General features: G+C 44.6%; 15 protein-coding genes, 1 tRNA gene and 2 pseudogenes. 13 read left to right on the forward strand and 5 right to left on the reverse strand.

The genetic code is table 11. The annotated features are described in order from the left end of the window. Positions 1–183: 183 nt before the first annotated feature. Positions 184–1,086: a rhomboid family intramembrane serine protease GlpG gene (glpG, locus tag ACOJR9_RS00435; protein ID WP_420934485.1), complete on the forward strand. Its 903-nt coding sequence runs from the start codon at positions 184–186 to the stop codon at positions 1,084–1,086. A 30-nt stretch (positions 1,087–1,116) separates the two neighbouring features. On the opposite strand, the gene ACOJR9_RS00440 is transcribed toward glpG, so the two are convergent. Further along, positions 1,117–1,533 (reverse strand): flagellar basal body-associated protein FliL, encoded by a 417-nt coding sequence (locus ACOJR9_RS00440; protein WP_420934486.1) that lies wholly within the window; start codon positions 1,531–1,533, stop codon positions 1,117–1,119. Between the two features lie 222 nt (positions 1,534–1,755). Here ACOJR9_RS00440 and ACOJR9_RS00445 point away from each other — a divergent pair, with 222 nt between their 5' ends. From ACOJR9_RS00445 to ubiA, 3 genes are all read left to right on the forward strand, one after another. Next, positions 1,756–2,358 carry a chorismate--pyruvate lyase family protein gene (locus ACOJR9_RS00445; RefSeq protein WP_420936009.1) on the forward strand — a complete coding sequence of 201 codons (603 nt, stop codon included), beginning with the start codon at positions 1,756–1,758 and terminating at the stop codon, positions 2,356–2,358. A gap of 223 nt (positions 2,359–2,581) precedes the next feature. Beyond that, a complete protein-coding gene (locus ACOJR9_RS00450) occupies positions 2,582–3,388 on the forward strand; it encodes a substrate-binding periplasmic protein (RefSeq protein WP_420934487.1) in 807 nt (268 codons plus the stop codon). A 340-nt stretch (positions 3,389–3,728) separates the two neighbouring features. After that, the gene (gene ubiA, locus ACOJR9_RS00455; RefSeq protein ID WP_420934488.1) at positions 3,729–4,589 is read left to right on the forward strand and encodes a 4-hydroxybenzoate octaprenyltransferase; all 861 of its coding nucleotides are present in this window, start codon (positions 3,729–3,731) and stop codon (positions 4,587–4,589) included. An 81-nt stretch (positions 4,590–4,670) separates the two neighbouring features. Here the strand turns inward: ubiA and ubiK are convergent, their stop codons facing one another. After that, positions 4,671–4,922, reverse strand: coding sequence for a ubiquinone biosynthesis accessory factor UbiK (ubiK, locus tag ACOJR9_RS00460; protein ID WP_420934489.1), 252 nt, complete (start codon positions 4,920–4,922; stop codon positions 4,671–4,673). A gap of 120 nt (positions 4,923–5,042) precedes the next feature. Between ubiK and rep the strand changes: the two genes are divergently transcribed. After that, positions 5,043–7,058 carry a DNA helicase Rep gene (rep, locus tag ACOJR9_RS00465; RefSeq protein ID WP_420934490.1) on the forward strand — a complete coding sequence of 672 codons (2,016 nt, stop codon included), beginning with the start codon at positions 5,043–5,045 and terminating at the stop codon, positions 7,056–7,058. 32 nt (positions 7,059–7,090) lie between these two features. Here rep and ACOJR9_RS00470 read toward each other — a convergent pair whose 3' ends face one another. Further along, the gene (locus ACOJR9_RS00470) at positions 7,091–9,691 is read right to left on the reverse strand and encodes an EAL domain-containing protein (protein ID WP_420934491.1); all 2,601 of its coding nucleotides are present in this window, start codon (positions 9,689–9,691) and stop codon (positions 7,091–7,093) included. A 103-nt stretch (positions 9,692–9,794) separates the two neighbouring features. Next, positions 9,795–10,202: a c-type cytochrome gene (locus ACOJR9_RS00475; RefSeq protein WP_420934492.1), complete on the reverse strand. Its 408-nt coding sequence runs from the start codon at positions 10,200–10,202 to the stop codon at positions 9,795–9,797. Positions 10,203–10,448: 246 nt separating this feature from the next. On the opposite strand from ACOJR9_RS00475, the gene ACOJR9_RS00480 reads away from it, so the two are divergent. The 3 genes and pseudogenes from ACOJR9_RS00480 (at position 10,449) to ACOJR9_RS00490 (ending at position 11,511) form a co-directional block, all read left to right on the forward strand. Then, a tRNA-Arg gene (locus ACOJR9_RS00480) sits at positions 10,449–10,525 on the forward strand. Between the two features lie 202 nt (positions 10,526–10,727). After that, positions 10,728–10,814 (forward strand): annotated as a pseudogene (locus ACOJR9_RS00485) (GTP-binding protein); the annotation flags it as partial. A gap of 55 nt (positions 10,815–10,869) precedes the next feature. Continuing rightward, complete coding sequence (locus ACOJR9_RS00490) at positions 10,870–11,511, forward strand: DUF1826 domain-containing protein (RefSeq protein WP_420934493.1); 642 nt, start codon at positions 10,870–10,872, stop codon at positions 11,509–11,511. 387 nt (positions 11,512–11,898) lie between these two features. On the opposite strand, the gene ACOJR9_RS00495 is transcribed toward ACOJR9_RS00490, so the two are convergent. Then, entirely contained in the window at positions 11,899–13,236 is a 1,338-nt protein-coding gene (locus ACOJR9_RS00495) for a nitrate- and nitrite sensing domain-containing protein (protein ID WP_420934494.1), read from the reverse strand. Between the two features lie 428 nt (positions 13,237–13,664). On the opposite strand from ACOJR9_RS00495, the gene ACOJR9_RS00500 reads away from it, so the two are divergent. From ACOJR9_RS00500 to ACOJR9_RS00520, 5 genes and pseudogenes are all read left to right on the forward strand, one after another. Next, positions 13,665–14,528: a formate/nitrite transporter family protein gene (locus tag ACOJR9_RS00500; RefSeq protein WP_100970827.1), complete on the forward strand. Its 864-nt coding sequence runs from the start codon at positions 13,665–13,667 to the stop codon at positions 14,526–14,528. Between the two features lie 3 nt (positions 14,529–14,531). Further along, positions 14,532–16,241, forward strand: coding sequence for a protein kinase domain-containing protein (locus tag ACOJR9_RS00505; protein ID WP_420934495.1), 1,710 nt, complete (start codon positions 14,532–14,534; stop codon positions 16,239–16,241). A gap of 297 nt (positions 16,242–16,538) precedes the next feature. Then, on the forward strand, positions 16,539–19,088 hold the full coding sequence (gene nirB / locus ACOJR9_RS00510) for a nitrite reductase large subunit NirB (RefSeq protein ID WP_420934496.1): 2,550 nt from the start codon (positions 16,539–16,541) through the stop codon (positions 19,086–19,088). Between the two features lie 9 nt (positions 19,089–19,097). Further along, complete coding sequence (gene nirD, locus ACOJR9_RS00515; RefSeq protein ID WP_420934497.1) at positions 19,098–19,454, forward strand: nitrite reductase small subunit NirD; 357 nt, start codon at positions 19,098–19,100, stop codon at positions 19,452–19,454. 143 nt (positions 19,455–19,597) lie between these two features. Beyond that, a pseudogene (locus ACOJR9_RS00520) lies at positions 19,598–20,911 on the forward strand (molybdopterin-dependent oxidoreductase); the annotation flags it as partial. Between the last annotated feature and the right edge of the window lie 108 nt (positions 20,912–21,019).

Below are 21,019 nucleotides of genomic sequence, written 5' to 3' on the forward strand. Positions count from 1 at the left end.
ATGCCGTAGAGCATGTTGAGATGAGCACCTTTATTCTTTCTCTGACCACGCTTTATCAATACACTTGTCGAATCGATATGCTTGTTGAATCGGTAGACTGGTTTATCGTATTGTTTTCTTTTTTACACTCATGCTTATTACATTCTCTATTTTGAATCATGTGTTTGGGAGCTACCTCAGCCTATGGGCCAACCATTAATCGCGTTCAATCAGCAAAGTGCTGCGCACCTACTCGCCAATTACCTCAACAGCCAAGGTGTGACCGCTTCTGTGAGACAACAGCATTCATCAGAACAGCCCGTACCGCCTGAATTTGTTGTGTGTATCGAAGATACTGAGCATACCGAGCAAGCAGAGCTTATTGCTAAAGACTTTATTGCAAACCCGGGGCACCCAAAATATCAGCAGGCAGCATGGGATAATGGCCAAAATGTTCAGCTATCAGGGTCACCCAGTGGGTTATCCGTTAAGCAAATTGCCGCGAATGCGATTACAGCCCCATTTACCTCTTTGATATTTATTCTGTGCTTATTGGTATACGGCTTATCTTTGCTAGGACTATTTGCACCAATTGCACAACATTTACTGATGCAGCCTTTTGGCCTGCTGGCAGAAAATCATCAGTGGTGGCGGTTATTAGGCCCGGCATTCATACATTTCAGTGTGTTGCACATTGTGTTTAATTTATTGTGGTGGGGCATGCTTGGCGCCAAAATAGAGCGCACGTTTGGTATTACTATGCTTACTATTGTTTTTACAGTGTCAGCGGTAGTATCTAATGCGGCTCAGGCGCTATTTAGTGAACCAGTGCAGGCTAACTTGTACCTCTTTGGTGGCCTTTCTGGTGTTGTGTATGCCGTTATGGGGTTTGTGTGGTGGCTAGGTTGGCTGCGCCCAAGCTGGGGGTTATCGTTACCCAATTCTATAGTTGGCTTTATGCTAGTGTGGTTAGTACTCGGTTTTGCGGACGTATTCTTTGCTAATGTATTGGGAGTAAACATGGCAAACGCAGCGCATACGGCGGGTTTGGTCACCGGATGCTTACTGGCTGCAATGCTCAGCTTAGGCGCCAAAAAACCGAGTTGAGGTCGTTGGCGCTTATTCATTCTATTCAAATCAATCGCCCTGATATAAATATTTGGTAAATATCACGTTTTTAATAACCTCGCCGCCAGTTTCTTCTTTCATGTGCTCTTTTAGTGCTTTTAAAAGCGCTAATCGAATTTCTTCTCGGCCCGTTAACGATTTGACCTTTGCTGCGGGCTGTTGACCAAATATTTCGATAGCAGTAGAGCGTAACAGTGGCATGTGATGCTCCGCGATTTCCAGCTGCTCTATGTCATATACCATCAGCTCAACCTGTACACGAACATAGCCAAGCTTGCGTGCGCTGTCGCTAATATAGTTTGTGACTATTTCTGGCTCTAAGCCAATATAGGCGAAATTTGCCTTCTTTTGTGCATGAGCACTGAATGATGTGCTTAGTAAAAGCGTACTTACTGCTAAACAATGTAAAATTAGAGACTTAAGCATGGTAAGAACCAAAAAAGGGATGAGTTAAAAACAGCCTTATTGTAGCAAAGCTGAGGTTAAACGCACTACTGCAAAAGTAGTACGCGGCTTCAAGTGCATTTACTGAAACAACATAGTGACCTTTACGAGAGATGGAAATAAAAAGTTTCACCTTTCCTGAAGATTACAGCGCAAAAATAAATGTTATGATACTCACTGAATAATAGCATGAGTGTTTTAGTAGTGAGTGTTATCGCCGACTTTCCCGTTGGGCTTGCCGTTGATTGGCTTTCCTTAGCAGAAGCAAACATACCTAATCCAACGTTGAAAGACTGGTTGCTAGATACAGGCTCGTTAACCGAGAGAGTGCAGTCGGTCTGTGGTGAATTTTCGCTGCAGCTGTTGGGCCAGCAAACGTTAGAGCCTCACAGCACCGAGTTATCCCTGTTACAAGAGAACGGCCTAACGACCTATCAAGTACGAGAAATTGTACTGTGTGGAGATGAGCAGCCTTGGGTATTTGCTCGCTCAGTCATTCCTCAAGCTGTTATAGAAGCAGAGCTTTCAAACTTAGGCCGTGAGCCATTAGGCAATCGATTATTCAATGACAAGCGGTTTATACGCTCTGAGTTCCAACTGTGTACGCTACCTTATGAACAGTTTTCTCAGCATCTCAATGAGCAATCACTTTTGCAATCAAGTGTGCAATCAAACTCGAAATGTAAAAGCGATATAAAGCAAAATTTGTGGGGTAGGCGGTCTGTGTTTACCTTTGAGTCGCATCATTTGATTGTTGCAGAAGTCTTTCTTCCAGCCTCGCCGGCGTATTCATACCGAGCACTATAAATAGAAGCGGCGACTTTCCCCAGTCATGGCTATTGATCTGTGCTAAAAGAGCGCCCCTCAATAAGAAACTCAAAAAGAGAGACTTAGTGTAGATAAGCAGGTGGAATCTCCAGATTCGCTTAATCTTATGGTATACCGTTCTGTGCACAATTTATTTGCCAGTTCTCAATTGCAATAACATCATGTACAATAAATAGTCAAGTCATGCTGCAAGGATATAGCTTTGCTTCGCCTTTTATTGCTATTACTATTGTCACTTTGGGCGACATTCGCGTCTGCAATTACCTGCAATGCACCCTTGGTCGTCGCCTTTAGTGGTGACTGGAAGCCTTATTTCTACGAATACGCCAAACAACAGTATGACGGATTTGATTATCAGCTTTTAACGAGCGCAGCAAAAAATATTTCCTGCGATGTTAAAGTGCTGGCAATGACCGAGTTTCGTTCGATGCTAGAGCAACAAAAAGGGACGTTCGATGTTTACATTGGTGCCACTTATACCAAAGACAGAGAGAAAACCTTTCATTTTTCCCAGCCATACCGTGAAGAAGTAATAGGGTTCGCATTCGCTACCAAGCTCGGTAACAGCAAAACAACTACACTAGAGCAGTTATTGCGATCAGGTGGCCGAGTGGGTATTAATATGACTGGTTACTTTGGCGACAATGTTGAGTCTCTAAAAAATCAGTTTGAAGACCAATTTGTTCATGCCTTTGCTTTATCTGATAGGTTAAAAATGTTGGTAGAGGGCGAACTTGATGTTGTAGTAGATGACAGAAGCGCGTTGTGTAGCCAACTGCAAGATATGCAGATTTACGGCGTCGAACTACAAAGATCAAATAAGCATCCAGCAATTGTTTTGGCAGAGACAACATTGCACAAAGACAACGTGCACTTTATGTTAAGTCGGCGCACAATTTCCGCCGAATTGCTCGGTATTTTTAATCAACATCTATCCGCCCTGCTAACACAGCAAACTGCACCGAAAACATCGCGATGCCAGTTAAAAAAGCTGGTTTCCGCTCAATGACACAAAGCGTTGCGAGTCAACATACTTTCATTTTCTCTACTCATGAACTAAATAGCCTTTATTGATACTGTGCGGGTAACCGTTGCGAACGTTTACGCATCGCCCTAAAAAAGCGGCGGAGTGACATTTAGGATATGCTCTTTCCAGAAGGGAACCTGGGCGAAAAAGTTTTATCAATTATTTATCTAAAAATCCAAATGCGGGTGATATCATGAGAGGCTCTGGCGGGGGAGGAACGTTACGTTGGGGCAAGGTGAGTAAGATTTGCAACTATCCAAATATGACATAATCCAATAAATCAGCATTGGTACTCGCATGCAAATGGTATAGAAAGGTTAATATGACACAGCACAACTGGGGCGCTTATGCTCGCCTAATGCGCCTAGACAAACCCATAGGGTTTTACCTTTTACTGTGGCCCACATTATGGGCACTGCTTATTGCCTCACAAGGAATGCCTGCGCTTGATATAGCTGCTATTTTTATTGCTGGCGTTATTGTGATGCGCAGCGCTGGATGCGTTATCAACGACTATGCAGATAGAAAAGTGGATGGCAGTGTTAAACGCACTGCTGCACGCCCCCTTGCTACCGGCGAGGTAACTGCTAAGCAAGCATTGGAGCTGTTTGCCGTACTCATTGGTATCGCTTTTATTCTAGTACTTTTTCTCAACTGGCAAACTATCGCACTGTCGGTTGTGGCGCTGCTGCTAGCCGCATCATACCCATTTATGAAACGCTACACGCACTTGCCGCAGGTGGTACTTGGTGCGGCATTTGGCTGGGCTATTCCAATGGCGTTTATGGCGGTGTTAGAAACTGTGCCCGCCTATGGCTGGTGGCTATTTATCGCAAATCTTACTTGGACAGTGGCCTATGATACCATGTATGCCATGGTCGATAGAGATGATGACGTTAAAATAGGCGTAAAGTCTACTGCTATCCTGTTCGGTCAGTACGATGTAGTGATTGTAATGGCGTTGCAGGCATTCACGTTGGTTACATTATGGTGTGTTGGCTTAACCATTGAGGCGGCATGGCCTTATTTTCTAGCGATGCTATTTGCTGCGCTACTGTGTGTTAGGCAGTATCAACTTATTAAGCGAAAACAAAGAGAAGGCTGCTTTACCGCGTTTTTAGAAAATCACCTAGTAGGTTTATCAATTACCTTAGGGTTGGCAGTAAACTACCTGCTTTACTAGCAGCGTATGCGAGCGATAACAAGGCACAAAAAAGGCACATAAAAGTGCCTAGTTTTGAGGTGGAGCTATTTGTCGATTGGGCTATTTATCAGCAAGCTTGGTTTCAAGCTCGGCAATACGAGCTTCCATCGCCTCCAGCTTTTCGCGAGTTCTTATCAGTACCTGGCTTTGAATATCGAACTCTTCACGTGTTACTAAGTCGAGTTTAGAAAGCTGAGACTGCAACACCGTTTTAATTCGTGCTTCTGCGCCTTCAGCCATATTTTTTACGCCCGGTGGAACGGCATCAGCAATCTGTTTTGCCAAATCTTCGAGTTTTTTCGGATCCAACATGGATTTCCCTTATAATACGCAGCTCAAATTAGAGTCACTATTCTATCGGTATCGGCACGACATGCAATGAAAACCGTGAACTATGCTTTTATCCCCTGCTAACTTTGTTTTAGGAACAAAATGAAACTCAATGAAGCTCAAGAGTCTGCCGTTACATTCGTATCGGGCCCCTGTTTAGTCTTGGCTGGAGCGGGCAGTGGTAAAACTCGCGTAATCACCAACAAGATTGCTCATTTAGTTCGAAACTGTGACATGCCAGCTCGCTATATCGCTGCGGTAACTTTTACCAACAAAGCGGCTAGAGAAATGAAAGAGCGCGTGGCGCAAACGTTAGGCAAGCCAGAGGCGCGAGGGCTTAAGGTTTCAACATTTCACACCCTCGGCCTAAACATTATTAAATCCCACGTGAAAGACTTAGGGCTCAAGCCGGGCTTTTCTCTGTTTGACGACAAAGACTCCCTGTCCCTTCTTACCGACCTTACCGCCGATACCTTAGACGGTGACAAAGACCAGTTGAAGCTACTGCAAAGCTGTATTTCAAATTGGAAAAACGACTTAGTACTTCCCGATGCGTTATTAAAACAAGCACAAAGCACTGGCGAACAAGAGTTTGCACAAGCCTACAGGCGCTACCAAGACAATTTAAAAGCCTATAATGCGTTAGATTTTGACGATCTTATTTTATTGCCTACGCTGCTGTTAAAAACAAACGAGCAGGTTCGAGCTAAGTGGCAAAGCAAAATACGTTACCTACTTGTTGATGAGTATCAAGATACCAATACCAGTCAGTATGAACTGGTGAAGCTACTTGTTGGTGAGCGCTCTCGGTTTACTGTGGTAGGCGATGACGACCAATCTATCTATTCGTGGCGCGGGGCCAAACCACAAAACCTGAATTTACTGCAAAAAGACTTTCCCCGTTTAAACGTTATTAAGCTGCAGCAAAACTATCGCTCTTCAGGGCGTATACTGCATTGCGCGAATATCTTAATTCAGAACAACCCCCATTTATTCGATAAAACCCTGTTTTCGGAACTTCACTACGGTGAACCATTAAAAGTTATTGAAGCCAAAAACGAAGAGCATGAAGCTGAGCGGGTGATAGCCGAGCTATTGGCGCACAAGTTCATGAACCGAACCAAATTCAAAGATTACGCTATTTTATACCGTGGTAATCACCAAAGTCGTTTGTTTGAAAAGCTACTAATGAGCAACCGCATTCCTTATAAAATAAGTGGAGGCATGTCGTTCTTTGGGCGCACCGAAGTGAAAGACATCATGGCCTACTTGAGGCTGTTGGTGAATCAAGACGATGACAATGCACTGCTACGTATTATCAATACGCCTGGCCGTGGTATTGGCCGAGCCACACTGGAAAAACTTGGCAATTTTGCAAATAGCCTGGGTGTGTCCATGTTTGAGGCTGCAACACACAACAACCTAAACAGCGTATTGCCCGATAAAGCGTTTCATTCGGTGTCTGGGTTTGCCCGATGGGTTGTAGAGCTATCTGATAATGCACAGCGCGGCAATACGGTAGACGCAGTAAGAAGCATGATCCGTACAATGGGTTACGAAGAGTGGCTATACGAGTCGAGCGCAAGCCCAAAAGCTGCTGAAATGGCAATGGCTAACGTTAGTACGCTTTTTGGTTGGGTTACCGATATGCTTGAGGGTAACGACCTCGACTCCCCAATGACACTTACTGAGGTGGTAAACCGTCTAATACTTCGCGACATGATGGAGCGTGGAGAAGAAGATGGCGAAAGTGACCAAGTTCAGCTAATGACGCTGCACGCCTCAAAAGGGTTAGAGTTTCCCATTGTGTTTCTTGTGGGCATGGAAGAGGGGTTGTTGCCCCATCAAAGCAGTATAGATGAAGATAATGTGGAAGAAGAGCGGCGATTAGCCTATGTAGGCATTACACGAGCGCAACGAGAGTTAATATTTAGTTTAGCGAAAGAGCGACGACAGTTTGGTGAGGTGATTCAGCCAGAGCCCAGCCGCTTTTTATTTGAATTACCGCCTGATGACATTCAGTGGGAAAACCAAAAGCCCAAAGCGACTAAAGAAGAGCGTCAACAAAAAGCGCAGGTGGGTATTGCAAACTTAAGAGATATTCTGGGAAAAAAATAAAGTAGTGTGAATGCTTACTAACTTTAAGGTGCTCATTCAGATGCTTTCTTGATATCCAAAACAACAGCGCGCTGCAGTGTTTTACCTTGGCCATAGACACACTTTATGTCGTTAAGTGCGCTAAGTTGCGAGGGCGAATCTACACCTTCTGCAATCACATTAAACCTCAGGTGTTCTGAAATTAACATTACCGACTGAATTAGCTTGAGGTTGCGCTGAGACCTTGGTAACGATTTTACAAATCGATGGTCAATTTTAATGAAGTCGAAAGGGTAGGCAAACAGGTAGCTCAGCGACGCCAAACCACTACCAAAGTTATCGAGTACCAGCGTCACGCCCGCACGTTTTAACTTTTTAATAGCGGGCAGTATAAACTGCGAGCGACGATTTAAGTCATTCTCGTCGAACTCAAACACTAATCGATTTGCACTAATATCTGAGTCAGCAATAACGTCGGTCATTTGGTTAACCATTGCAGGTTGTAGCAGATGATTAATCGATACGTTTACCGCAATACGCTCGATAGCATCGTCAGTGTCATCAAAGCGCTTTATCAGTTCACATGCTTTGGTTAACTGGAAAAGATCTAAATCGATAGTTAATCCACTGTGCTCTGCGACTTGTCTAAATTGTTCTCTCGCAATCTTTCCGTAAGTAGGATGCGACCAACGAACGTACATTTCTTTATACAAAATGCTGTTGTCGATGAGATTGATGACAGGTTGTAAGAAAAAATCAAACTCTCCATCTCTTAGGGCACGTCTGAATTCGTTTTCTAGCTCAAGTTCTTCAATCAAACGCTCACGCATACTCTTGTCGAACATAACATAGCGTCCACGGCCTAAGGTTTTTGCTTGGTACATGGCAGCATCGGCGTCTCGCAATACTTCATCAGCACTATTGTAATAGGGCTCAAGGAGGGCGATGCCGATACTGGCGCCCGAATACATTTCACGGCCATCAAGTAGAAAAGGTTCTGATATTGATGCAATGATACGACTTGCCACTTCCTTGACATCAGCGTTTTCATCAAAGTTATCCAGTAACACAACAAACTCATCGCCGCCTAACCGAGCCAGTAAATCGTGGCCGCGAATACACAGTGCAATGCGCTTAGATACTTCAATTAAAAATTCATCGCCCGCGTGGTGGCCAAGGGTATCGTTAATCACTTTAAAGCGGTCGAGATCGATGAACAAAACGGCGAACATATTTTCGGTATAACGCTGTTTGCTTGCTACCGCGAGCTCTAAGCGGCTGGTGAACATTGCTCGGTTTGGCAAGTCGGTTAGCGAGTCGTGGTGTGCATCGTGAATGAGCTTGAGCTCAATCTCTTTACGTTCATCTATCTGTTGCTGTAAAAATGAGTTGGCGCGATTAAGCTCTGCGGTGCGCTCTTTGACTCGTTCCTCAAGTTGCATATTGTATTGCTGAATGGCTTCTGTATTACTTTTTCGCTCCATAGCCACCGCAATATGGTGTGATACAAAACGTAAAAGCTCTTGGTCACGGGCAGTGTACTTAGCGTGTTTTCCATAGGTTTGAACGGCAATCACACCGGCTATGTCACCATCTACCACGAGCGGAGAACCTAACCATGAATTCGCGCTCTTCAGCATTTTTTGCGCCACAGTCACATCAAGTTCGCCATTTTCCGCTAGCTGTAGCACCCGGGGAGGGTTGATTAGCTCGGCGTGCCCGGTGCGAAGCACAAATTCTGTTAATCCAAGACTAAGTGGTCTAGGGTCAATGGTTGCTTGGTTGACGTCACTAAAATAAGGAAACTCAAGTCTATTTTGAGTTCTATCTACAATCGCAATATAGCAGTTTGGCGCGCTTATTAGCCTAGCAAGGATCTCATGCAGGCTTGAATAGAAAACGTTCATATCGCCTTCAAGAGTAGCGGCTAGCTCAGATATTTCGAACAACGCCTGTTGTAACGATTCAACTTTTTGGCGTTCAAGAATTTCTTCTTGTAAGTCATCATTAGTTCTTCGTAACTGACGCGTTCTATCACGAATAGTGCGTTCGGTAAGCTCTCGGTTTTTAACACGATCTACCGTGGTAACAATGTGTTGAGATACAAACAGCAGTACTTCTAAATCTTCTTGGGTATAGTGCACACCTTCATCATAAGTTTGCACAACCATTGCGCCAATAACTTGGCTACCACGCTTTAACGGAACGCCAAGTAACTCATAGGGAGGAGAGCCGACGAGTTTAAAGCCAAGCTCTTCAGCAAACTCGTGTTCTTCATCACGCTGGTAAAAAAGGTGATTGCCCGATTTGAGAATATAACCGGTCATGCCGTCCATTAGCGACTCGGCAGGGAGCTGTCGCACGGTCTGTTCGTCAAACTCGTCAACGAAATAAGAAAAGTCGACAACGTTGCTTTCAGGATCGTAAAAAGCGACGTAGAAATTGTCCGCAATCATAAAATCGCCGATAATTTCATGAATAGAAGTATAGAGATGATTAAGATTACTAACAGAGCTGGCGAGTTCGGAAATGTCAAAAAGCGCCTTCTGAACACGTTCAGCACGCTTGTATTTATCTGTAAGCTGCTGAAGCTGCGGGATAAGTTCCCGTAGTTCTTCCTCAGACAGCTCAGATTGAGTCGAGTTTGATGACATTCCGATCGCCAATGTAAAATTAACACTTCGTTGAGCGGATTAACTTACCCCATCCACTGAAAAAACGCTAATTTTCAAAACAACTAAACCGTCAATTGACAGTTTAAATACCTTCAATCATATACTCGATTGCCGCTTTTATATCGTCTTTTGAACAGTTTCCACACGTACCCATTGGAGGCATTGCGTTGATACCATTAATTGCATTTTGCCATACGCCGTCAAGTCCGCGATCGTCTAAACGAGGTTGCCAGTCGGCTGCTACCTGAAGTTTAGGAGCACCAAGAACACCTGCACTGTGGCACGCGACACATGCAGAGTTGTAAATATCTTCGCCAGATTTTGCTCCGCCTGCAGCTGCGGAATTACCTTGTTCAGCGGCACCAGCAACGTGTACTCTACCAAGCGGCTTTATACGATCTGCAATTTCATCGTTACTCATTTCTTGCGCTTGCGCAGCAAAAATAGTTAGCGCAGTAGCAGCAACAGTTAACCAAGTCTTTAATTTCACATCTGTCTCCAGGCAATGATGAATTTGTTTATAATATAACTGGCCAGATTATAACGGTAAATGGCGGCTGAACAACTATAAGAATCCAATTACCTATAAAAAGTAAGGATTTTTAACAATCGAACATCGATTAAATTGAAAGAAAAGAACAAACTAGTTGATGCCTGCCCATGGCCTAAGTATCATTACGGTGCGTTTGAAAATGTGTTTATTAACATTCATTAATTTCTGCAAACCTCATTTTTAGCACCTGTAGCTCAGTTGGATAGAGTGTTGGCCTCCGAAGCCAAAGGTCGCGCGTTCGAATCGCGCCAGGTGCGCCATCTCCTCATAGCCACGTACTTTTTGCTCACTATCAAATTCATCATTGCCATTTACGAGTGGTTATAGCGTTTACAACATAAATCTTTATTGTTATGTTATAACATAATTTGCTGGTGGCAAATGAGCAGTCTCAATGCAAAGCTCTCTGCTGACTCACTATTAGAATTTACTCTTTGGGCTCTAACGTAGGCTAAAAGCATGATGCAAAAAAAGTTACCAGTAACGGTGCTATCTGGATTTCTAGGTGCAGGCAAAACCACCGTGTTAAATCATATTCTTAATAATAAAGGAAGGGCAGAATGGTCAACACTTCCCGATCCATTTCCATCTTGGTGACACTAACATGCTTGCATTGAAAGAAAAAACTACATGCTCTTGGAGCAGTGGACAGTCTCCTATCGTACTTGGCGATATTATCTGCGATACAAAAAGCGTCACCATTTGGGAGCGAGAGAAAAATGATGCTATCACTCGCTACTTTGAAGCGGTTTTTACATCGTTAGGGTTAGGCCTAAAAGGTGTGTTTGAGGTTAATACCCTTAAGCAGCAGCTAAACACTATGCTGCCTAAGCAAGATGGCAAAGCTGAAGTTATCGATGATGTTTATTTACTGACCGATATGCTTACATGTTTGTTCGATTGCAAAGATGTGGGTCTTCGGCTAGTGCCGCTCACCTCAGCAATGTGTCCTAGCTTTCATCGGGACAATATACCCGTGCGCCTTGTAAACACCTATCTTGGTGCTGGAACTCAGTGGCTTCCGCTAGAGCAATTGTGCCCAACGCCTTTTGCTGAAAGTCAGCAGTATGTATCGCAAACGAATTTTGGTATGTACTACAAACACAACGACATTCAAACAATGAATGCGTTCGAGGTAGGTATGCTAAAAGGTGAGGCTTGGCATGAGTCGTTAGGAGCCGTGCATCGTTCATGTCCTGTTGCAAAAGGCGAAAAAAGAGTGTTACTCACATTAGATCCAATGTGAGCATTCTATTGCATTTAATTGAATCAAATTGAAAGTTTACTCTCCCACTTGATGAATTGGGTCCGTTGGACTCAATTCATTTTTGTGCTTCCTCGCTTTTATCTCTTCTTATTGTTATCGGCTGGAATAAAGCTAGCTTACCGCTGGGGTCCTTAGGCTACGTCAATGCCATAGGTTGGATTGCTATTAGCGCTGTGTCTGTGCTTATCGCTCCATTAGGTGCGAAACTCGCGCATAATTGAAATCCTAATATGCTAAAACGCGCATTTGGGATATATCTGGTGATTACAGGTGCTTTCATGCTGCAAAAGAGCGTGATATCCATCTCTTCTAACTCGGTATTAAAAGAGAGTTGTTGTGTATCAACTAACATCGAAGAGTACTAAGTTAACGTAGGTTGTCTAGCATACGCTGGGCTAACTCAGCTATTCGTATATTTTGGTCCATGGCCGCAGACTGCAGCTTTTTGTATGCTTGGCTTTCGCTAAGCTTCCCTTGCTGCATTAATAGCAACTTTACTCTATCAATGGCTTTTTGCTCATTAAGGGCTTGTTTGGCCCCATTTAATTCGTTCGCAATATCTTGAATGTGCTGCGCTTGCTGGCGAATTAAGTCATAAAACGACTTGTGTGCAGAGAGTGATGTTGAGGTAATTCCTGAGTCACTATGAGCGCCTGCCATAGAGAGACCTTTAACGGTTTTATCGTAAATCATCGAAACGGGTGTATCGCTCATTGAAGGGCTGCTATTTAAAGCGGCAATCAGCAGTTCGTTGTTACGCAGTTCCTCCTCGGCTTGAGCAATTCTTAGTGTGGCTTTTTCTATCAGCCTATCGGTAATGTGTTCTTCTATGTCTTGCATCGCGTCAATTCGCAACGTGGCAATGTCATACCAAATTTCGCTAAGCTCAGCGGTGCAAGTGTCATTCTCACCAAGCTCACAAATCATTTTACGTAGTCGGTTAAGATGTTCGGTGTGGTCACTTTCTAATTGTTGCTGCCACATTGAGAGTTCAGTGGCATCGGCAAATTTAGTGAACGTCTCAAACGAGTGCTCTTGCGAATCTGTCAGTGCTGTTATTCGATCGCATAAAGATTGCTTGAAATGACTGGAAGAAAACCCAATTGCCCCACAAGCACGCTCTTGTCCCGCATACTCTTTACCTTGAATAAAGTTAAATAACGCGACTAGAAGGCGAGTGATAGCAGGGTCGTTAGCAACGTCGGCGGCTTCAAAAATTACATCAATCAACGCGGCAATTAGGCGGCAAAATGCATTGGTCGATTCGGTTGGTGTGAGTTGCTGCAGCGCCACTTTGCTACGCAAATCCTTAAGGTTGTCCATACCTTGCAACGCAAATGTAATGGTAGTAACCAATCGCATGGTAAGTCCATTATCAGAATTGGATAGGTATAAAGCGTTAAGCAAGCTACGAAGTGTTTTCTCACTCATCTCACTTGCGGTTTCTTGTTGTGCCCTTTGAGAGGCAAAACGTTCGCCTCGAGAACATAGAAATACATTGCTCATACCGCGCTCGCGCTGCAGTTGATGAATCATCTCCGTTACCGCTTTCACTATTTTGCAATTTGATGATAAGTGTCGCAGTGCCTGTATTTCTTGATGCTTGGCTAATAAAAAAAAACGCTTTGTGATATCGCTATGATGGCCCATCGTGAAGTATCCAGAAAAGAGATACATAGGATAAGCAAATGTTGTTCCCTTCAATCAAACTGCAAGGGATCCACATCGATATACCCGATGTAAGCAGCTGGGCGCCACTATTTACTACCTTGATCAAAAATAATGGACTGATCACAAAAGCAAGCAAACGGATTGCACTACATCATGCTCCAAATTAGTGCACTTTTTCTCGAGACAGGTGCAAACGATGGGGGGTATATCGAACACGTTTATTCTTACCATTGAGTAATTATCTGTTATAGAAGAGAATTTCATTTAAAGTTTTGCGCCTCAATATTGGCATCAATATTGTTTTACTTTTTATGAACAATGCAGATTGTTTAAGAACAATATTCGGATAAAGGCGTCCGCAACTTATTTTTTAGGAAATAAGAGCGGGCGCTTTTTTGTGCCTGAAATTTAGGTAAAGAATGTTTCTAAGGAATTAATATCAATAGAAAAGGTGATCAAACATGGCGTATTTACTTCCTTCTGAATTTGCAACCAAGATGGTTGATGCTGGCGAATCCAAAATATATATGTCTACTCGCGACACATTAATTCGCGCTTTTATGGCGGGGGCCATTTTGGCGTTGGCCGCGGTTTTTGCAATAACCATCGCGGTTCAAACAGGGGTGTTTTTAATTGGTGCAATACTCTTTCCTGTTGGTTTTTGTATGCTGTACCTCATGGGGTTTGACCTACTTACCGGTGTTTTTGTGCTTACTCCACTAGCCTGGTTGGCAAAACGACCTGGCGTGACATGGCCGCAAATTCTCCGCAATTGGGGCTTAGTGTTTTTAGGGAATTTTGCAGGTGCGCTGAGCGTGGCATTTATGATGTCGTTTGTTTTCACCATGGGTTACAACATCGATGGCGGTGCTATAGCGGCTAAGGTGGCGGGTATCGGTGAGGCAAGAACGCTAGGATATGCAGAGCATGGCGTTGCTGGCTGGTTTTCTATTTTTATCCGCGGCATGTTGTGTAACTGGATGGTATCGCTTGGTGTTGTTGGTGCGATGATATCTACTCACGTAAGCGGTAAAGTGTTGGCTATGTGGATGCCTATCATGCTGTTCTTCTTTATGGGGTTTGAGCATTCGGTGGTTAACATGTTCTTGTTTCCGTTCGGCTTAATTATGGGCGGCGAGTTCTCTGTTATGGATTACTTTATTTGGAATGAAATTCCTACCGCGCTGGGTAATTTAGTGGGAGGCTTAGCGTTTACTGGTTTGACTATTTATTCTACCCATGTGCGTACTGCCCCTAAACGCGTTATTGCTACAGGTGCTAGCAACAAAACGGTGCTTGCAGCAAAAGTGAATGACAAAGTATAAGCCGTGATCACCTTTCGTCATGGTGCCTTTTCGAATAAAGGCCAAAAACCGATTAATCAGGACCACCATTGTGTGGTGGTGCCTGATTTTTCGCCATCGGCAAATTTCGATGCTATCGCTGTTGTGTCTGATGGAATAAGTAGTAGTCAGGTTAGTCAGTATGCAAGTAACTTCGCCGTTGAAACGTTCGTTCGTGAATTCTCACGAACAAGCAGTGTGTGGTCTTTGTCGAGGGCGGCACAACATGTACTGCGTACCATAAACACCGAGCTTTACATAAAAAACCAACAAAGCCCTTATTTTGAAAATCTTGATAAAGGCTATGTCTGTACCTTTAGTGCAGTTATTTTGAAAGAGCAGTCTGCGGTGTTACTGCATTGTGGTGATAGCAGCATCTATCACGTACACCGCGGTGAACTAACGCTTTGCACCCGCCAACATCGAGAAGCCGGCGAGAGTAACAATACTTATCTAAGCAATGCCCTCGGTATTCGGCCTAACTTAAGCATTGATATGGCCATCCGAACGCTTGCGCCTAGCGATATATTTGTATTAATGACAGATGGCATTGCGGATACCTTGCCGCCAAAAACATGGTACGCAATACATCAGCATAATACGCCTAGTATCGACTTGAGCGCACAACATATAGCGCAAGCAGCACTGAATGCAGATTGTGATGATAACGTCACTGTAGTGCTGCTTGAGGTACTATCCATTGCTAAGGAAGAGAAAGTACATTATGCCTCAAATGGCTTCCTTCCTTTTTTAGATACACCCAAATCAAACGATGTCATAGACGATTGGACAATACAGCGGCAGTTATATACCAGTGAACGCAGCCTGGTTTTTCTTGCTAAGCATAACCTCCACAATCATCAGGCAGTGTTAAAAATTCCTGCAAAGTCGATGCACGATAACGAAAGCTTTTTAGATGAAATGGTGAAAGAAGAGTGGATTGGTGCGCGGGTACAACATGACAATGTCCTTAAAAATTACACGTCCCCTTTTTTACGACATTACTTTTATATTGCCATGGCGTACACACCTGGAATAAGTTTACGCCAATATCGAGACGACGTTGGTAGTGTCTCTCTTTCTGAGGTTCGAGGCTGGAGTGCGCAAATCGTTAGCGCCCTAACGGCACTTCATCGGCAAGACGTGCTTCATCAAGATATTAAACCGGATAACATCATGGTTGATGAAAACGGTAAAATTACACTGGTAGACTTTGGTGCCGCGAGCATAGCGGGTTATCTTGTTTCGCAAAGTGATGTGCAGCATGCCGTTCCTGGCGATCTATTGTTCACCGCTCCGGAATACTTTGTGGGGCTTTGGCCTGATGAAAGCTCAGATCAGTTTTCTTTAGCAGTGGTCCTATACTTTTTACTCAGTGGCGAGTATCCCTACAACAGTAATGTTGCCAAGAAAAGCAACTACGCAGGTCTTCTTAAGTTGCGTTATATCAGCTTACTACAACGAAGCGTCGCCGTTCCCATGTGGGTTGATGAAACGCTAAAGCGGGCTTGTCATCCTAAAGCGTCGAAACGCTATCCGAGCTTGTCTGAATTTCTATACGACTTAAATCATCCTAATCCATCTTACCGCAAAAGCTTGCCACTGATGGAGCAGCATCCAGTACGGGCATGGAAAACCGTGTCTGGCGTATTGCTGGTATTACTCCTTGCTATGCTTGTTGTTCATTATACGTAACCTGAACCTTGTTTGAAAAACGGCGCTCAGTATCAAAGGAATGCACCATAAACTATCTTCTTTGCTTATTCGTGGTGCGATATCAACGGGTTTATGCCAACGTTATTTTGCTAAGTCTTTGTAATATAGCGATGAAAAGCATTGGCACTATACTTGTATTATTATTTACATAGTCTCGACTAGGTACCTGTGTATCATCGAGTAGCAACATATTTAACAATGTACTTAATCAGGCAATGAAGCCCGCAACCAGGAATGGTTGCGGGCTTTTTTTTGCTTTAAATAAAGGTGAACGAGATGACGCTTTCCTCACAGCAGCAACAACGCATCGTGATAATTGGCAACGGTATGGTTGGCCATCACTTTGTTGAGCAACTTATAAACAGCAAAGCCGACTACCATATCACTGTGTTAAGTGGAGAGGGCCGGTTAGCTTACGATCGTGTTTACTTATCGTCGTACTTTACGGGTAAAACCGCGGCCGATTTAGCACTTACCGACGAAAAAACGTATCAGCAGTGGGGGGTGAATGCCGTTACCGGTGCGTGGGTTACTAATATTGATCGTTCCCATCAAGTCGTGACAACTAAAGACGGTACTTCATATCCCTACGATAAACTCGTGCTGGCGACAGGTTCTTACCCTTTTGTACCTCCTATTCCTGGCAACGAGCAAGAACATTGTTTGGTGTATCGCACCATTGAAGATCTTGAATCTATCAGTGCCTCTGCAGCGCAAAGTAAAATAGGCGTTGTTGTGGGAGGTGGTCTACTTGGGCTTGAAGCAGCAAACGCGCTTAAATCTGCAGGCCTAGAAACACATGTGGTTGAATTTGCACCACAGTTAATGGCGGTGCAGCTTGATGCAATGGGAGGCACACTGCTTAAAGATAAAATTGAAGCGCTCGGCGTACAAGTACATACACAAAAAGCCACGGAAGTCATCGAGGCTGGCGAGCAGTGCCGCTACCGAATGAAATTTTCTGATGGTTCACATCTTGAGACCGATATGGTGTTATTTTCTGCCGGTATACGACCTAGTGATCAGCTAGCCCGTGAATTTGATTTAGTAGTGGGTGAACGCGGCGGTATCGTTATCGATAATCAATGTATAACCTCCGATCCTAATGTATATGCTATTGGTGAATGTGCATTGTGGGAAAAGCGTATTTACGGGTTGGTAGCGCCAGGATACGCCATGGCCCGCGCCGCCGTTGCTAGTTTGACTAACAATGAAGGCGAATTTACAGGTGCGGATATGAGCACCAAGCTCAAGCTAATGGGCGTTGAAGTGGGGTCTATTGGTGATGCTCATGGCAATACCCCAGGGGCGCTCGTGTACACCTACCACGACCAACCTGCAGGCATGTATAAAAAGCTTGTTGTCGATGAAACTAAAACACAGGTATTAGGCGCGGTGCTTATCGGCGATACCAGCGATTACGATACCTTGTTGCAATATGCGCTAAACAACATTGCGCTGCCCGATGCACCAGAAGCGCTTATATTACCGTCCTCAGGAGACAAGCCCTTGTTAGGGGCCGATGCTCTTGGCGACAGCGCCACTATTTGTTCATGTCATAACGTATCTAAAGGCGATATTGTTGAGGCTATCGAAAGCGGTAGTTGCTCTTTAGGCGATATAAAATCGTGCACAAAAGCCAGTACAGGCTGTGGAGGTTGTTCGGCATTACTTAAAAACGTTGTCGATGCTGAACTAGAAAAACGGGGCGTAGAAGTATCTAAAGCCATTTGCGAACATTTCAATCACACTCGCCAAGAGCTCTATCATCTTATTCAGGTAGAAAATATTGAGACGTTTGATGCACTGCTTGAAAAGCACGGTAAAGGGTTAGGCTGCGAAATTTGTAAACCGGCCGCAGCATCGATATTTGCGTCGGTATGGAACGATTATATTCTCCGTCAGGCGCACCAGCCACTTCAAGACACTAACGATATGTATTTGGGCAACATGCAAAAAGACGGCACTTACTCTGTTGTGCCGCGGGTAGCTGGCGGTGAAATTACTCCAGATAAGCTCATTTTATTGGGCGAAGTTGCAAAAGAATACAACCTTTACACCAAAATTACAGGCGGTCAGCGCGTTGACTTATTTGGCGCACGCGTAGAGCAACTCCCTGCAATTTGGCAAAAGTTAGTGGCCGGTGGTTTTGAGACTGGACATGCCTATGCGAAGTCGTTACGTACAGTTAAATCTTGTGTGGGCAGCACGTGGTGTAGGTTTGGTGTGCAAGACTCAGTTGGCCAAGCTATCGATTTAGAAAACCGCTATAAGGGCCTACGTGCACCGCATAAAATTAAATTTGGAGTATCGGGGTGTACACGGGAATGCGCTGAGGCTCAAGGGAAAGACATTGGCATTATTGCAACGGAAAACGGTTGGAACCTTTACGTTTGTGGTAATGGTGGCATGAAGCCACGCCATGCCGACCTATTCGCCACCGATTTAGATGACGCAACACTGGTGAAATACATCGACCGCGTGCTTATGTTTTACACAAAAACTGCCGATCGGCTTCAGCGCACCTCGGTGTGGATGGAGAATCTTGAAGGTGGGTTGGACTGCCTCAAGTCGGTGGTTATCGACGATTCGCTTGGTATTTGTGACGACCTTGAGGCTCAAATGCAACATATCACCGACAGCTATCAGTGCGAATGGAAAACCACCATTGAATCGCCTGAGGCGCTTAAACGGTTCCGCCAGTTTGTAAACAGCGACGAAGCCGACTCAAACATTCAGTTTGTTACCGAAAGAGATCAAATTCGTCCTGCCACCAGCGCCGAAAAATACGCAGGTCAACAAGCCATTCCAGTAGATATCATTTAGGAGAAATTTATGCAGGCTCAGGCTGAGGTATTAACAACGTGGAACGATGTGTGTCATACCGACGACCTTGTCACAAATAGTGGGGTGTGCGTGCTGCTTGAGGGTAAGCAAATAGCCCTTTTTAAAATTCAGATTGAGGGAAATACCCAATATTTTGGTGTTAGTAATTGGGATCCGATTGGGCAGGCTAATGTTTTGTATCGCGGTATTGTGGGCACTTTACAGGGCAATATTGTAGTGGCATCGCCACTGTACAAAGAGCATTACGTACTTGCCACGGGACAATGCTTAGAACGAGACGATGTCAGCATACCATCATATGAAGTGCGGGTTGACCAAAACCGTGTTTTTATCGCGACGTTATAGCACATTAGCGAATTAGACTAATTATGACTACAACACCAACAGCCACTTTACCCAACCACGCTTTCCAAGGCGACAGGTTACTGCAAACTACGTGTCCTTATTGTGGCGTTGGATGTGGTGTCGATGTTATTCAGCGTGGTGGTATGCAAGGGCAGTTAAGCCAACTTACGGGAAGCCCTGAACACCCTGCGAATTACGGCCGACTGTGTATTAAGGGCACCCACTTATTAGAAACTCTTGATAAGCACAAACGCTTAACTCAACCTCTTGTTTTTGGTCAAGTAGCTACATGGGACACGGCAACTAACGAGATTGCTGGGCGTTTAAGGCAGATTATTGAAAAGCATGGGCCTGATGCTATTGGATTGTATGGCTCGGGGCAGCTGCTGACAGAAGATTACTACGTGGCCAATAAGTTGATGAAAGGCTTTATTGGCACGGCGAATATCGACACAAATTCGAGACTATGTATGTCATCGGCGGTAGTGGCCTATAAGCGTGCCTTTGGTGAAGATATTGTGCCCTGTAACTACGACGATTTAGAGCACACTGACTTACTGATTTTGATAGGCAGTAATGCGGCGTGGACACACCCTGTACTTTATCAGCGTATTGAGCGCGCTAAGCTTAGAAACCCTGCAATGAAGGTTGTCATCATCGACCCTCGTCGCACCGACAGCAACACGCTAGCTGACCTACATATAGCCCTTCGTCCAGGCTCCGACAGCGCATTATTTTGCGGTTTGCTGCATTACTTAGCAGACAATAACGCCTTAGATAAACCATTCATTGAAGCATCTACAAAAGGCTTTGATGATGCACTAGATGCTGCGTCACAGTGGTCGCTGGCAAACGTTTCTGACGCATGCGATGTACCACAAGAGCACTTAAAAACCCTGTTTAGGTGGTTTGCTGAATTGCCGCGAGTCATCAGCTTCTTTTCGATGGGTATTAATCAATCTACCACTGGTGTGGATAAAGGAAACGCGATTATTAACTGCCACTTAGCCAGCGGAAAAATAGGCCGAGAGGGGTGTGGTCCGTTTTCAATTACCGGCCAGCCCAACGCAATGGGCGGGCGAGAAGTCGGCGGTTTATCTACTATGCTGGCGGCGCATATGGATATTGAAAACCCTGAGCACCACCACACGGTAAGTGCGTTTTGGCAGGCGCCAAATTTAGTGACAAAGCCGGGCTTAAAAGCAGTTGATATGTTTCAGGCGGCTGCCGATGGCAAACTTAAATGCTTGTGGATAATGGCAACCAACCCCGTAGCAAGCATGCCAAACAGAGCTCTGGTTGAAAAAGCACTGCTCAATTGTGAATTAGTGATTGTGTCTGAGACTGCGGCTAAAAATGATACGCTGCGCTTTGCTGATATTGTATTGCCCGCTACAGGATGGTCTGAAAAAAACGGCACCGTTACTAATTCTGAGCGACGCATCTCAAGGCAGCGCGGCTTACTAGCCCCTATTGGCGAGGCAAAACACGACTGGCAAATCATCAGTATGGTGGCGCGCGCTATGGGGTTTAACGATGCCTTTAATTATCATCATCCGCAGCAA

It is taken from the genome of Alteromonas ulvae, from assembly GCF_048987005.1.
In the GTDB taxonomy this organism is placed as follows: Bacteria; Pseudomonadota; Gammaproteobacteria; order Enterobacterales; family Alteromonadaceae; genus Alteromonas.

Excerpts from the sequence above, each read along its gene's own strand:
- glpG (WP_420934485.1), top strand. The coding sequence starts at position 184 with ATGGGCCAACCATTAATCGCGTTCAATCAGCAAAGTGCTGCGCACCTA.
- ACOJR9_RS00440 (WP_420934486.1), bottom strand. The coding sequence starts at position 1,533 with ATGCTTAAGTCTCTAATTTTACATTGTTTAGCAGTAAGTACGCTTTTA.
- ubiA (WP_420934488.1), top strand. The coding sequence starts at position 3,729 with ATGACACAGCACAACTGGGGCGCTTATGCTCGCCTAATGCGCCTAGAC.
- ubiK (WP_420934489.1), bottom strand. The coding sequence starts at position 4,922 with ATGTTGGATCCGAAAAAACTCGAAGATTTGGCAAAACAGATTGCTGAT.
- rep (WP_420934490.1), top strand. The coding sequence starts at position 5,043 with ATGAAACTCAATGAAGCTCAAGAGTCTGCCGTTACATTCGTATCGGGC.
- ACOJR9_RS00470 (WP_420934491.1), bottom strand. The coding sequence starts at position 9,691 with ATGTCATCAAACTCGACTCAATCTGAGCTGTCTGAGGAAGAACTACGG.
- ACOJR9_RS00490 (WP_420934493.1), top strand. The coding sequence starts at position 10,870 with ATGCTTGCATTGAAAGAAAAAACTACATGCTCTTGGAGCAGTGGACAG.
- ACOJR9_RS00500 (WP_100970827.1), top strand. The coding sequence starts at position 13,665 with ATGGCGTATTTACTTCCTTCTGAATTTGCAACCAAGATGGTTGATGCT.
- nirB (WP_420934496.1), top strand. The coding sequence starts at position 16,539 with ATGACGCTTTCCTCACAGCAGCAACAACGCATCGTGATAATTGGCAAC.
- nirD (WP_420934497.1), top strand. The coding sequence starts at position 19,098 with ATGCAGGCTCAGGCTGAGGTATTAACAACGTGGAACGATGTGTGTCAT.